General features: G+C 71.4%; 14 protein-coding genes, 1 tRNA gene and 1 riboswitch. Of the genes, 9 read left to right on the plus strand and 6 right to left on the minus strand.

Going from position 1 to position 13,035, the window contains the following annotated elements:
- Nucleotides 1-56 precede the first annotated feature (56 nt).
- A complete protein-coding gene (locus tag O7611_RS28985) occupies nt 57-1,067 on the plus strand; it encodes a C40 family peptidase (protein WP_194800218.1) in 1,011 nt (336 codons plus the stop codon).
- Nucleotides 1,068-1,131: 64 nt separating this feature from the next.
- Here O7611_RS28985 and O7611_RS28990 read toward each other — a convergent pair whose 3' ends face one another.
- A complete protein-coding gene (locus O7611_RS28990) occupies nt 1,132-3,165 on the minus strand; it encodes an N-acetylmuramoyl-L-alanine amidase (RefSeq protein WP_194800217.1) in 2,034 nt (677 codons plus the stop codon).
- 238 nt (nt 3,166-3,403) lie between these two features.
- Nucleotides 3,404-3,538, plus strand: a riboswitch (cyclic di-AMP (ydaO/yuaA leader).
- 13 nt (nt 3,539-3,551) lie between these two features.
- Here O7611_RS28990 and O7611_RS28995 point away from each other — a divergent pair.
- Nucleotides 3,552-4,586 (plus strand): C40 family peptidase, encoded by a 1,035-nt coding sequence (locus O7611_RS28995; protein WP_269697900.1) that lies wholly within the window; start codon nt 3,552-3,554, stop codon nt 4,584-4,586.
- Nucleotides 4,587-4,635: 49 nt separating this feature from the next.
- Here the strand turns inward: O7611_RS28995 and dcd are convergent, their stop codons facing one another.
- Entirely contained in the window at nt 4,636-5,214 is a 579-nt protein-coding gene (gene dcd, locus O7611_RS29000) for a dCTP deaminase (RefSeq protein WP_043327610.1), read from the minus strand.
- Between the two features lie 78 nt (nt 5,215-5,292).
- On the opposite strand from dcd, the gene O7611_RS29005 reads away from it, so the two are divergent.
- Nucleotides 5,293-5,838, plus strand: a complete 546-nt coding sequence (locus tag O7611_RS29005) for a pyridoxamine 5'-phosphate oxidase family protein (RefSeq protein WP_194800215.1) — start codon at nt 5,293-5,295, stop codon at nt 5,836-5,838.
- A gap of 70 nt (nt 5,839-5,908) precedes the next feature.
- Here O7611_RS29005 and O7611_RS29010 read toward each other — a convergent pair whose 3' ends face one another.
- Nucleotides 5,909-6,901 (minus strand): zinc metalloprotease, encoded by a 993-nt coding sequence (locus O7611_RS29010; protein ID WP_194800214.1) that lies wholly within the window; start codon nt 6,899-6,901, stop codon nt 5,909-5,911.
- Between the two features lie 267 nt (nt 6,902-7,168).
- Between O7611_RS29010 and O7611_RS29015 the strand changes: the two genes are divergently transcribed.
- Nucleotides 7,169-7,242, plus strand: a tRNA-Gly gene (locus O7611_RS29015).
- A gap of 48 nt (nt 7,243-7,290) precedes the next feature.
- Here the strand turns inward: O7611_RS29015 and O7611_RS29020 are convergent.
- Entirely contained in the window at nt 7,291-8,067 is a 777-nt protein-coding gene (locus O7611_RS29020; protein WP_269697901.1) for a hypothetical protein, read from the minus strand.
- Between the two features lie 114 nt (nt 8,068-8,181).
- On the opposite strand from O7611_RS29020, the gene O7611_RS29025 reads away from it, so the two are divergent.
- Both O7611_RS29025 and O7611_RS29030 read left to right on the plus strand, forming a co-directional pair.
- The gene (locus O7611_RS29025) at nt 8,182-8,727 is read left to right on the plus strand and encodes a hypothetical protein (protein ID WP_194800212.1); all 546 of its coding nucleotides are present in this window, start codon (nt 8,182-8,184) and stop codon (nt 8,725-8,727) included.
- 80 nt (nt 8,728-8,807) lie between these two features.
- Complete coding sequence (locus O7611_RS29030) at nt 8,808-9,419, plus strand: dihydrofolate reductase family protein (protein ID WP_269697902.1); 612 nt, start codon at nt 8,808-8,810, stop codon at nt 9,417-9,419.
- Here the strand turns inward: O7611_RS29030 and O7611_RS29035 are convergent.
- Nucleotides 9,398-9,904 carry a GNAT family N-acetyltransferase gene (locus tag O7611_RS29035; protein ID WP_194800210.1) on the minus strand — a complete coding sequence of 169 codons (507 nt, stop codon included), beginning with the start codon at nt 9,902-9,904 and terminating at the stop codon, nt 9,398-9,400. The genes O7611_RS29030 and O7611_RS29035 overlap by 22 nt on opposite strands.
- A 9-nt stretch (nt 9,905-9,913) precedes the next feature.
- Nucleotides 9,914-10,309: a VOC family protein gene (locus O7611_RS29040; RefSeq protein WP_194800209.1), complete on the minus strand. Its 396-nt coding sequence runs from the start codon at nt 10,307-10,309 to the stop codon at nt 9,914-9,916.
- A gap of 87 nt (nt 10,310-10,396) precedes the next feature.
- On the opposite strand from O7611_RS29040, the gene O7611_RS29045 reads away from it, so the two are divergent.
- From O7611_RS29045 to O7611_RS29055, 3 genes are all read left to right on the plus strand, one after another.
- Nucleotides 10,397-11,290 (plus strand): LysR family transcriptional regulator, encoded by an 894-nt coding sequence (locus O7611_RS29045; protein WP_269697903.1) that lies wholly within the window; start codon nt 10,397-10,399, stop codon nt 11,288-11,290.
- A 29-nt stretch (nt 11,291-11,319) separates the two neighbouring features.
- Nucleotides 11,320-11,886, plus strand: coding sequence for an NUDIX hydrolase (locus tag O7611_RS29050; protein ID WP_269697904.1), 567 nt, complete (start codon nt 11,320-11,322; stop codon nt 11,884-11,886).
- 76 nt (nt 11,887-11,962) lie between these two features.
- Nucleotides 11,963-13,015 carry a MerR family transcriptional regulator gene (locus O7611_RS29055; protein WP_269697905.1) on the plus strand — a complete coding sequence of 351 codons (1,053 nt, stop codon included), beginning with the start codon at nt 11,963-11,965 and terminating at the stop codon, nt 13,013-13,015.
- Nucleotides 13,016-13,035 lie beyond the last annotated feature (20 nt).

Below are 13,035 nucleotides of genomic sequence, written 5' to 3' on the forward strand. Positions count from 1 at the left end.
CTCGATCTTCCCTCTCGCGAGGCGCCCGGCGGTCGGTTGCAAAGGAGTCCGTGCCGGTGGCAACCACGCCCCCTCAACGTCACGCCCCGAGCGCTCCACCCGGCCGGCGGGCCGGGTTCCGACGGGTGGTACACGGTCTGGTCACCCTGGTCGCGGCCGCCGCGGTCGGCGCCGGAATGCTGACCGCCCCGGCGCACGCGGCGCCGTCGGTGGACGAGATCGACGCGCAGATCGACAAGCAGTGGCAGCAGCTCGAACCCACCATCGAGCAGTTCAACAAGGTCCGCTCGCAGCTTCGCGCCAACCAGAAGAAGTCCAAGGCGCTGAAGGACAAGATGGTGCCGCTGGAGCTGGCCTCCACGCTCGCCATGAACAAGGTCGGCGACATCGCGGCCCGGTACTACATCCAGGGCCCGTCGCAGGAGCTGGGCGCACTGTTGGTGAACACCAAGCCGGGCACGCTGGCCGAGCAGCTGGTCATGCTGGACCGGATCGCCGACGACCAGCGCCGCCAGATCGCCGGTGTGCTCAAGGTGCGCGACGAGTACAACAGGCAGAAGGAGAAGCTCGACGCGCTGATCGCGCTGGAGATCAAGCAGCAGAACGATCTCGCGGCGAAGAAGAAGCAGATCGACTCGGAGATCAAGCGGCTGACCGCCATGCTCCCGGTGACCTCGATCCGCCCGGCGGGCTGCCCGAAGATCGACGGTGTGGTGAGCAGCGCCGCGCGGACCGCCATCAAGACGGCCTGCGCCCAGGTCGGCGACCCGTACGTGTGGGGCGCCACCGGCCCGAACTCGTTCGACTGCTCCGGCCTCACCCAGTACGCGTACAAGGCGGCGGGCATCTCGCTGACCCACTTCACCGGCGCGCAGTGGAACGAGGGCCGCAAGGTGTCCCGCTCCGAGGCGAGACCGGGTGACCTGGTGTTCTTCGGTTCCGACCTGCACCACGTCGGGCTCTATCTCGGCAACGGGGTGATGGTGCACGCGCCACGGACCGGCAAACCGGTCCAGGTGTCGAGCATCAGCACCCAGCCGCTCGCCGGCTTCGTCCGGGTCGCCTGACCCCTGTCACACGGAAAGCCCCCGGTCCGCAGGGACCGGGGGCTTTCGCGTTCTCGTGGAGAGGTCAGCTTGGCGTGCCGACCGGGGACGGCAGGACCAGCACGTCGTCCAGGTTCACGAACATGATCCGGTGACCGAACTGGACCTGCACGTACTTGTTCTTGCCGCGGACCACGGTCCGGTCACCCGGTGCCGAACCGTCGAACGAGACCGCCCGGTAGTACTCGCCGGGCAGCACCCCGCCGACCGCGTACCGCTGGCCCGCGGCGAACGTGTACTGCAGCGGCGAGATGGTCTGGTACGGGATGGTGTCCGGGTAGGCGGCCTGCTCCGGGTAGGCCCGCCCGTACACCGGGATGGTGGCCTTGCCGGGCCGCGGGGTCACCACGAAGCCGGTGGCCCACTTGGCGGTCGGCGCGGAGGCCGGGTTGAGGAACCACGCCTTCTGGCCGAGGTACCAGATCGCCGTCCAGTCACCCTGCCGGCCGGCGAGCGCGTACGTCTGACCGGCGGAGGCGCGGGCGCCGTGGTCGGAGATGTACATGGTGTCCGGCGTACCGTCCGGGCGCAGCCCGAGGTCATTGACGAGCGGGGCGTCCGGGCTCGGCGCGGTCCGCAGGATCACCGCGGAGGAGCCGCGCGACGGGCACGGCTCGGCCGGCGGCCGGGGCGTCGGGACACCGGGCGGCTGCTGGTTGCAGCCGGTGAACGCCGGCCGGTTGGTGGCGAAGTCCGGGTCGATGGTGACCAGGCCGGTACGGGGCGTGCCGGTGCTGCGGAACGGCGCCTTCATCAGGTCGAAGTAGTGCGACCAGTCCCAGTACGGTCCCGGGTCCCAGTGCATGCCGCCCACGTTGGCGGCGGTGATGCCGGGCACGTTGTCGTGGCCGATGATGTGCTGCCGGTCCATCGGGATGCCGAGCTTGAGCGCCAGGTGCCGCACCAGCTTGGCGGAGGTGCGGTACATCGCCTCGGTGTACCAGGTGCCCTGACCGGCGAAGCCCTCGTGCTCCAGGCCGATGGACTTGGCGTTGACGTACCAGTTGCCGGCGTGCCAGCCCACGTCCTTGGTCTTGATGTGCTGGGCGATGTAGCCGTCCACCGAGCGCAGCGTGTAGTGCCAGCCCAGGTAGTCGGCCCGCTTCACCAGGTCGACGCTCGGGCCGAAGTAGCCCTCGGTGTCGTGGATGACGATGTACTCGATCTTCTGCTGCTTCGGCCGGTCGCCCAGGTCGTGGTTGCCGTAGTCGCCCGGGTCGTCGCTGAGCTGCTCGTACGGCGCGGGGATCCACTCGCAGGCCAGCCGTACCGGGCACTCCAGCCCGTCCGGCCGCTCGGCGTTGCGCAGGCCGAGGCGGGCCAGCCGGGAGCGGTCCGGCTGCGCGGCGGTGGCGGCGAGCGTGACCCGCTGGCCGTCGTCGGTGGTGCGGCTGGCGCCCTGGCCGAGCTGGTCGTAGACCTCGTCGGCGAAGGCCGCCGCGGCGTCCGAGGTGTCCGCGCCGGAGTACCGGGCCACCGCGCCGTACCAGGCCGCCGGGTCGGTGCCGGCGCCGACCGGCCCACCCAGAGCCTTCTGGTACGACGCCAGCAGCGCCGCGCCACCGCGGATGTTCGCGGCCGGGTCGGTGCGCAGCGTGCCCGCGTCGAGCCCGGTGAGCGCGGCGGCGGCGTCGAGCGTCTGGAGCGAGGCGGGCGGCAGCGGGGTCTCCCGCTCCGGCGCGGCGGCGGTGGCCGGGTCGAGCTTCAGCGGCCGGGAGTCGTCGCCGCGCGGGTCCTCGTCCTCGTCGACGTGGGCGCTGCCCGGCATGGCGAGGATGTGCGCGGCGTCGGTCAGGTGCATCGGGCCGTAGCCGCCGCTCGTGCTCGGCTGCCCGGGGTGGGTGTCCCAGCGGGACTCCAGATAGGAGACACCGAGCAGCACGTTCTGCGGCACGCCGTACTCGGCCGCCGCGGCGGCGTATTGTTGTTGCCTGTCGCTCGCGGGCGCGGACGTGTCCGGCGCGGCGGTCACCGGGCCGGTCGTCGCCAGCGCGGTGGCTGTCGCCACTGCGGCGGCGAGCAGTATCCGTCTGCCCGACGGCGGGGCGGAGAGGTGCATCGAACCTCCTGGACAGGGATGGGTGTCACTGCGTCTCCACCCTCACTCCGCACACCCGCGGGGGTCAATACCTTTCCAGCGAGTAATCAGCCTTGAAAGAAAATTTCACCTCCGCTCCGGGTGCGGCCCTTCATCGCGTACGGAGTGTCACGTCGCTGGAAGTTGCGGATCGATAACGGTGGTCCTTACTCTGGTGAATCGTCGGCCGCACGTCTCACCGTCCAACCCGGTCGGTGACGGTCCGACACCGCCGAGTCGCCTCCGGGCGAGCCGGGGAACCAGGTACCTGGGGTGAATCCGCAGCGATGCGGTAGGGCGGCTCCCTTCCCGCCCGAATCCGTCAGCTAACCCGGTAGGCGGTACGGAAGAAGGAGTACGGACGCCCGGTGGCACTCCATGCCCCGCGGCCGTCGTCGAACCGGTCCACCGACCGGTCCAGCGTCGCGCCGCGTTCCCGCTGGTCCCGCTTCACCACCGCCCTCGCCGCGCTGGTCGGCACCGCAGTCGTTCTGACCGGCGGCGCCACTGCGGCACACGCCGAACCCTCGGTCGCCGAGATCGAGGCCCAGATCGACCGCGACTGGAACAAGCTCGAACCGGTCATCGAACAGGTCAACGCCGTACGCGAGCAGCTCGCCGCGCGGCGCAAGCAGGCCGACGCGCTCGGCCGGCAGATCGCACCCCTCCAGGCCCGGGTGGACGCCGCGCTCGGTCAGGTCGGCGGACTCGCCGCCGACGCCTACAAGGGCGACAACCTCTCCACAGTGAACGCGCTGCTGGGCAGCCGCTCACCCGGTGACCTGGTCACCGGCCTGGAACTGCTGGACCGCTTCGCGCACCGCCAGCACGAGCAGGTGCGCTCCGTCGCCGCGCTGCGCGACGAACTGGCGGCGAAGAAGAAGCCGCTGGACGAGATGATCGCCGGGCTGGCCCGTACCGAGGCCCAGCTCGCGGCGAAGAAGAAGCAGATCGACGCCGAGATCGCCAAGCTGGAGAAGCTGCGGCTCAAGGTGTACGGCAAGGGCGGCGGCGGCCCGCTGCGCCCGGCGCCGTGCCCGGCCGGCTACCCCGGCGGCCCGGCCGGGGCGGCGGTCAAGTTCGCCTGCGCCCAGATCGGCAAGATCTATGTCTGGGGCGCGGCCGGGCCCGACCACTTCGACTGCTCGGGCCTCACCTTGGCGGCCTGGGCCAAGGGCGGGGTCTCGCTGCCGCACAGCGCGCGCCAGCAGCACGGCGTGACGAAGCGGATCAGCCGCGCCGAGCTGCGCGCCGGTGACCTCGTCTTCTACTACAGCGACCTGCACCACGTGGCGATGTACGTGGGCGACGGCTGGGTGGTGCACGCCTCCCAGTCCGGCAAGCCCATCACCATGAAGCGGGTCGACGACGGCGACATCAACAGCTACGGCCGTCCCGGCTGAGGTCGTGGCCCGGGGCTCCGCCGGTGACGGCGGGGCCCCGGCCGTGCCGTCAGCGCGTCGGCCAGGTGCGCCAGCTCTGCCAGGACCGGCTCGGCGTCGGACCGCGCTGCCCCTGGTAACGCGAGCCGTAGACGGCCGAGCCGTACGGGTGCTCGGCCGGCGAGGAGAGCCGGAAGATGCAGAGCTGGCCGATCTTCATGCCCGGCCAGAGCGTGATCGGCAGGTTCGCCACGTTCGACAGCTCCAGCGTGACGTGACCGGAGAAGCCGGGGTCGATGAAACCGGCTGTCGAGTGGGTCAGCAGCCCCAGCCGCCCCAGGCTCGACTTGCCCTCCAGCCGGCCCGCGAGCTGGTCGCCCAGCGAGATCACCTCGAGCGTGGAGGCGAGCACGAACTCGCCCGGGTGCAGCACGAACGGCTGGCCCTCGGGCACCTCCACCATCGAGGTCAGGTCGTCCTGCTGGACCGACGGGTCGATGTGCGTGTAGAGGTGGTTGTTGAAGACCCGGAACAGCCGGTCCAGGCGTACGTCGATGCTCGACGGCTGCACCAGCGTGGGCTCGAAGGGCTCCAGCGCGAGCGTGCCGGCCTTGATCTCGGAGATCAGGTCGCGGTCGGAGAGCAGCATCGGAACACCATAGCGACCGGTACGGGTGACCTGCGTGTCGCACTACATCTTCGTACACGTGTTCGATAGAGTGTCCACATGGCTTCCTGGTCCGAATTCGCCGCCGACGAGCCCCGCCTCGCCGACGAGATCCGCCTCCTGATGCAGCAGTACGGGCCGGGCTTCGGCTACCTCGCCACGGTCCGCGCCGACGGTGGCCCCCGCGTCCACCCGGTCTCCCCGGTGATCACCGCCGACGGTCTCTGGTGTTTCGTCATCGACTCGCCGAAGCGGCGCGACCTCGAACGCGACGGCCGCTACGCGCTGCACTCGTTCCCGCCGGAGGAGAGCGACGACGAGGCGTACATCGCGGGGCGCGCGCGGCCGGTGACCGACCCGGCCACCGTGACGCGGCTGGCCCGGATCGCCCGCGCGTCGCCGCAGGGCGACTGGCGGCTGTTCGAGTTCACCGTCGAGGTGGCGATGCTGACCCGGCGCGACCCGGTGGCCCAGCCCGGCGCCGCCCCGCCGCAGGTGCGGGTCTGGCTCGACCCGCGCGGAGCCGAACCGGCCCGGCGGGAGCGGGTGGCCGCCGAGGGTCGGCGCGGGCGGCACGGCTTCGACACCCGCCGCCCGGCCGCCTGACCCCGACCCCGAAACGACCGGTGCCGGCCCCGTCCGAGGACAGGGCCGGCACCGGTACGTGGTACGACGGTCAGGCTGCGCGGTAGGCGTTCCACGCGGTGAGCATGCGGCTCGCCTGACCGGCGGTGAACTGGTACATGCAGGAGTCGTACGTGTAGTCCATGAAGTTGGTGATCGGGTCCTTGCCGGCGGTCGAGCAGGTGTCGCGGCCGGTCGGGCACTGGTACGCCGGGGACGCCTCGGCCGGGGTGTCGGAGACGCTGTCGCCCGAGCCGGAGCAGCCGCCCTGGAAGGTGTGGTAGAGGTTCAGCCAGTGGCCGACCTCGTGGGTGCCGGTGTCACCCTGGTTGTAGTTGGTCGCGGTGCCGCCGGGCAGCGACTCGTTGAGCACGACCACGCCGTCCATCTTGTCCAGCGTCCGTTTCGGGAACGTCGCCCAGCCCAGCAGGCTGTCGCTCAGCTCGCCGAGGTAGATGTTCAGCGTGTTCTTGCCGCCCTCACGCAGCGAGGTCTTCATCGAGCGCTCGGCGGAGGAGCCCTGCACGATCGGGTACCACGACGGGTTGGTCACCCGGTTGATCTTCGTGAGCTGGAACCCGAACGCGGTGGCGGCACCGCCGGTCGAGCCCGCGTACGCCTGGTTCAGCACGGTGATCTGCTGGTTGATCATCGAGTCGGTGATGTTGCCGCCGGCCCGGGTGCTGTTCTCCTGGATGACGTGTACGACGACCGGGATCGTCACGGTGGCCAGCGGAGCGACGGCGCCGGTCCGGAAGCCGGCCCGCTCGCGCTGCGCGGCGGCGAGGTCGGCCTCACGGTCACGGACCTGCTTGGCGGTCAGGTGGTTGGGGTCCAGCTTGGCGTTGCCGCCCTTCGCGACGCGAGCGTTCGCGTGCTCGTCGGCGTGGGCGTCGGCCGGTTCGGCGCAGACGCCGTCCGGGGCGGCCGAGAAGGCCGAAGCAGCGGGGACGACGCCGACGGCGGCGGTGCTGAGCAGCAGCGCGAGGGTCGACGTCGCGACACCGGCGGTACGCCGGGTCAGCAGGTTGGGACGGAGTCCCATGGGCCCACCTCTTTCTGACGGCGTGGCAGGGGGTGTGTCACGCCGGTTCGGAAACGTGGGGCAGACGTTACATCCCATCGACGCATTTGAGAACGCCCATACGTTTCCGACGTGCAACTTCGCGCCTGTCGGCTCCGATGGGTGCTTGATCCACTCCAGTTCGGGGAGGTGGCGGGGTCAACCGCCCACCGATGCCGCCACCTCGCCGAGGTGGCGCGCGCACCTGACTGCACGGGGGTGGTGACCTTCAGGTAGAGTGGTGCCGCTGCGGGTGTAGTTCAATGGCAGAACATCAGCTTCCCAAGCTGACAGTGCGGGTTCGATTCCCGTCACCCGCTCCACGCGAAAGGCCCTGGTCAGGACGCAAGTCCCAGCCAGGGCCTTCGACGTCACTCAGGCCACGGGCGCCCGGCGCGCCACCGCGAGAGCGGCTTGTCGTACCGCTCGGAATCGGGCCGGCTGAGCCTGCTGATGTCCTCGAGCAGCTCGGCCGACGCGTTGTGCTCGCGCAGGACGGCCGGCGCGTGTCGTATCACCCACAGTTGCAGCGCGGGGGCCCACGCGTCGATGTCGTGCCAACTCGACCACGGGAGTGCGTCGCCCCCCAGGTCGTACATCCACTCATCCATGGCCTCGACCAGCTGTCGCCGGGCCGGCTCGTCAGCCAGCGCCTCCGCCCAGTCGGCCAGCCAAGGGGTGAGCTTTGTGGTGGCCTCGGCGAGGAACGACAGGGCTGCGTGGGCGGGCACCTTCGCGTCGGGCTCGACCAGGACGTGCACCCACCAGACGTTCAGGAATCTCCGCAGGGCGGCCTGTTGCTCTCTCGGCCACTCGTGCCAGGGGGAGACGGCGAAGAAGTTCGCCAGGCTGTCCAGCCCGTCCGTCGCCACTATTCGGCCGTCCACGAGGTGCTGGGTCACCTGGGGCAGGATCCGGCGCAGCAGCAGACCGGGGTAGTGCCAGTCCGTGGTCCAGTACGTGCGACGAAACAGGTCATCATCGAGCGGCACGTCCGGCGTCTTCAGCAGTGCCAGTTCCTCCGCGCTGCCCCAGTGGCACTCGCAGTTGGACTCCTGCTCGTGGGCCGTCATGCCCTGGAACGCGACGGCCACACCCGCCAGTGCCTCGTCCAGGAGGACGCTTGTCTCAGTCCGATCGGGGATCATGGCGAATCCACCTTCGAGGACTCCGGAGGCATACGCCTGCCGAAGAGATGACCTTACTGTGGAGACGGGGCGGGGCGTGCACCCGATCTACGATCATCTGCCGGAGGTCGCCGAATGACACCGAGCGCTTCGCCGACGACGGACCGGCTCGCCGTCCTGCTCGACTGGGACGGGTCGGCGGGAATCGAGGTCGACTGGCCGGCCCTCACCGAGGCCGCCGGCCACCCCTTTCCCGAGGACTACCGACGCTTCGTCGAGCGCTTCCCACACGGCAACCTCGGCTTCCTGGAAGTGCTTCATCCTTCCGACTGGGGCGTACCGGAATTCCTCCGGTACGCGCGGAACTGGCATCACGCGATGAACGAGAGGGCGGAGTGCACAGGAGGGTTCCCGTACCACTTCGGCACCTCACCGGGAGACCTCCGGGTCTGGGGAGCCGTGAACCTCGACTATCTGCTCTGCTGGCACCTGGACGACGGTCCTCCCGAGCAGTGGCCGACGGTGGTCTGCGATACCGCCCTGATCGACCCGCCCGAGCCCTACGCCGGCACTGCCACCGCATTGCTTGTCGAGATCGCGGAACTGAAGAACCCGGTGCCGGTGATCGGGTACGTCACGGAGATCGACGGGGTGCCCTTCAGGCTCGTCCGGCACGAGTAGAGCGGCTCGGTGGCGGCGATGAGTTGCGGGTCGTTGCCGGGTCTGACGGGGGGACGAGCGGTGACCGGAGGAGCGGACCAATGGGCAAGTTGATCGTGACCGAGTTCCTGACCCTCGACGGCGTGGCGCAGGCGCCCGGCGAACCGGACGAGGACCGCGAGGGCGGCTTCAACCACGGCGGCTGGCAGATGCCGCTGCTCGACGACGCGTCCGGCGCGGTGATGTTCCAGCAGGCCAGCAGCATGGATGCGCTGCTGCTGGGCCGCAAGACCTACGACATCTTCGCCGGCTACTGGCCGAAGGCGCCCGAGGAAATCCCCTTCACCGGCCTGCTCAATGGCGTGCCGAAGTACGTGGTCAGCCGTACCCTCACCGAGCCGCTGGCCTGGGCGAACTCGTCGCTGGTGTCCGGTGACCTCGCCGAGCGCGTCACCGAGATGAAGGCCCGCCACGACGAGGTGCACGTCATCGGCAGCCTGGACCTGATGCAGTCGCTGCTGCGCGCCGGTCTCGTGGACCGGCTCAACCTGTGGGTGTACCCGGTGCTGCTCGGCACCGGCAAGCGCCTGTTCGGCGAGGGGACGGTGCCGAGCGCGCTGCGGCTCACCGAGTCGGTCACCCACGCCCACGGCACGCTGCAACTGACGTACGAGCCGGCCGGTGCGCCCGCCTACGGTGACGCGGCCGCGTAGGGCGCGCGGAGGTCGAGCACGTGCCGCAGGCCGGGCTCCCCGTCCAGCTCCACCCGATGATCCGGCACGAAACCGGCACGCTTGAGCACCGCCAGCGAGGCCGGGTTCGCCAGCGCCGCCGAGGCGACCAGCCGGCGCAGCCCGTACTCGGTGCGGGCCAGTTCGCAGACGCGCCGTACGCCTTCACTCGCGAGCCCGCGCCCGGCGGCGCGTTCGGCGACCCGGTAGCCCAGCTCGGCGCTGCCGTCTGCGACGTCGACCAGGTTGAACCGGCCGAGCACGGCGCCGTGGTCGCCGACCAGCACGTGGAAGTGGCAGGTGCCGCGTTCCTGCTCGTCCAGCAGGGCCGCGTGCCGGGCGGCGTATCCGGTGAAGAAGTCGTCGCCCCGGTCGGGGACGTACCGGGCGAAGTAGGCCCGGTTCTCCCGCTCGAACCGCAGCACGGCGGGTGCGTGGTGGGCGGCGAGTCGTTCCAGCTCCGGCATCGGCCCAGGCTAGGCGTCGGCCGGGTAGCAGCGCAGTTCGATTGTGTTGCCGTCCGGGTCGCTGACGTAGATCGAGGTGCCGGTGCCCCGTGCGCCGAAGCGCGGGACCGGGCCGGTCAGCACGGTGAACACCCCGGAGTCGACCACCCGCTGCCAGTCGACCGGCTCCACCACGAGGCAGAAGTGATCCACGTTGGACCCGGTCGGGTCGCCCTTGATCAGGTCGATGATGGTGCCGGCGTCGACGCGTACGGAGGGGAACGGCACCTCGCCGGCCCGCCACCTGTCGACCCGCACCGGGGCCAGGCCGAGCGTGCCGCAGTAGAAGCCGAGGGAGCGTTCGACGTCGCTCACCGAAAGCACGAGGTGGTCGAACCCGGTCACCGTCACGAGATGGTTCTGCATGCGTCAACCCTGGTCCGCCGGGTGAGCCGGACCAAGCCCGATCCGGACTACGATCGTTTACTCGCAGGCAACGACGGAGGTGCTCCGGTGCTGGAGCGGTACGAGGTCGAGACGTTCCTGACCCTGGCCGAGGAGCTGCACTTCGGGCGGACCGCCGAGCGGCTGCGGGTGAGCACCGGGCGGGTCAGCCACGTGGTGCGCAAGCTGGAACGCCGCATCGGCGCGCCGCTGTTCGAGCGCACCAGCCGGGTCGTCCGGCTCACCCCGATCGGCGCCCGCCTGGCCGAGGAGATGCGCCCGCTGGTGGCCGGCATCGAGGCGGCGGTGCAGCGGGCCGTCGACGCCGGGCGCGGGCTCACCGGCGAGCTGCGGGTGGCGTACGTGGGTGAGTCGACAGCTCCGGTGCTGCTGCGCGCGGTGGCCCTGTTCACCGAGCGCCATCCGGACTGCGAGGTGCACGTGCACGAGGCGCCGCTGGCCAGCACCCGGTCGAGTCTGCTGGACGGCACGATCGACGTGCTGATCGCCTCGTACCCCTTCGACGGCATGGCGAACGGCCCGGTGCTGCTGCGCGAGCGCCGGGTGCTCGCGGTGGCCGCGGGCCATCCGCTCGCCGCCGAGGAGTCGGTGTCGCTGGAGGTGCTCGGCGACCATCCGGTGGTGCAGTACCCGGTGGTGACCTCGGCCGCGTTCAAGCAGGACCGCACCCCGGACCGCACCCCGTCCGGCCGCCCGGTGCCGAAGGGCCCGGTGGGCGGCAGCTTCTCCGAGATGCTGGCGCTCGTCGCGCTGGGGCGCGGGGTGCTGCCGGTGGGCGAGCAGGCCCGTCAGTTCTACGCCCGCCCGGACGTGGCCTACGTGCCGATCCACGACGCGCCGCCGATCTGTCGCGGTCCGGTGTGGCCGGCCGGGAACACCACCACCCGGGTACGCGAGTTCGTCCGCGCGGCCGCCGACGCCAACCCGCTGCCGCCGGAGTGACGTCGTACCCGGCTGGCAGCATCGGCGGGATGCGGGACGAGATCCGGGCACTGGTCGAGGAACTGCCACCGGGGGACGATCTGGAGGCGCGGCACCGGGAGGCGGCACTGGCCTGGCTGGCCGGCACGGAGGACATCTTCCGCCGGGCCAAGCCGCGTACGCCGTCGCCGCACCTGGTCGCGTACTTCCTGCTCCGCGACCAGGCTGACGGCGCGGTTCTGCTGGTCGACCACCGTCTCGCGGGCATGTGGCTGCCGAGCGGCGGGCACGTCGAGCCGGGAGAGCACCCGGCCGACACGGTGCGCCGCGAGCTGCGGGAGGAACTGGGCGTGGCGGCGGTCTTCGCGCCGCCGTTCGGCGAGCGCCCGGCGTTCCTCACCGTCACCGAGACGGTCGGCCCGCCCGAGCACCGGCACACCGACGTGAGCCTCTGGTACGTGCTGTCCGCCCACCGTGACCAGCGGTTCACGCCCGATCCGGTGGAGTTCGCCGGCATCCGCTGGTGGACGCCGGCCGAGGTGACCGAGGCGCCGGCCGGCACGATCGAGCCGCACCTGGGCCGGATGCTGACCAAACTGGCGGCAGCGACGCCTTGACCCGTCCCCTGCGGCAAGGCCCAGCGTGATCGGTGCCGGTCGCGGTGACCGGCACGAGGAGCGCGAGGGAGGCACGGTGCGACTGCTGACCATCGGCGCGTTCGCCCGCGCGACCGGCCTGAGCGCCAAGGCGCTGCGCATCTACGACGACTGCGGGCTGCTGCCCCCGGCTGCGGTGGACCCGCACTCGGGCTATCGCTACTACGCGCCGGAGCAGGCGGACCGGGCGCGGCTGATCGCCGGGCTGCGCCGGGCCGGGATGCCGCTGGCCGAGATCCGTACCGTCTGCGGCCTTCCGCCCGCTGCCGCCGCCGAGGCGCTCGACGCCTGGTGGCGGCGGGTCAGCGCGGACACCGCAGCACGCGGCCGGGCCGTCGCGCTCCTCGTCGACAGGCTCAGCGAGAGGGGCACCACCATGTCCGAGACCACCTTCCGGTACGCGACGCGCTGCGAGACCGGCACGGTCCGCGATTCCAACGAGGACACCGCGTACGCGAGCGCCACGCTGCTCGCGGTCGCCGACGGCGTACGCGGTCCCGCCGGGTCCACCGCCAGTGCGGCGGCGGTGGACGCGCTGCGGCAGTTGGAGCAGGCCGACGCGCCGCAGGCCGACCTGCTCGCCGCGCTCGCCGACGCGGCGACCCGGGCCGACCGGGCGGTACGCGCGCACGCCACAGACGCCGACCAGCCCGCCACCACGCTCACCGCGCTGGTGCGGCGCGGCACCCGGCTCGCGCTGGTGCACGTCGGGGACAGCCGGGCGTACCTGCTGCGCGGCGGCGAGCTGTCCCGGCTCACCCAGGACCACACGTACGTGCAGACGCTCGTCGACCAGGGCCGGCTCACGCCGGCCGAGGCGGGGGTGCATCCGCAGCGGGCGCTGCTGGCCCGGGCGCTCGGCGCGGGCGCGGAGGTGGAGGCGGACCTGGCGCTGCGGACCGCGCTGCCCGGCGACCGCTACCTGCTCTGCTCCGACGGTCTCTCCGCTGTGGTGGACCCGGGCGCGCTGCACGCCGCGCTGGCCGAGGCGGACGACCCGGAGACGGCCGTCGAGCGCCTGGTAGAGCTGGCGTACGCGGCCGGCGCGCCGGACAACGTCGCCTGCGTGGTCGCCGACCTGGCGGCGTGATCCCCCGCGACCCGGGCCGG

The sequence above is a fragment of the Micromonospora sp. WMMC273 genome (assembly GCF_027460285.1).
GTDB classification, from domain to species: Bacteria; Actinomycetota; Actinomycetes; order Mycobacteriales; family Micromonosporaceae; genus Micromonospora; species Micromonospora aurantiaca.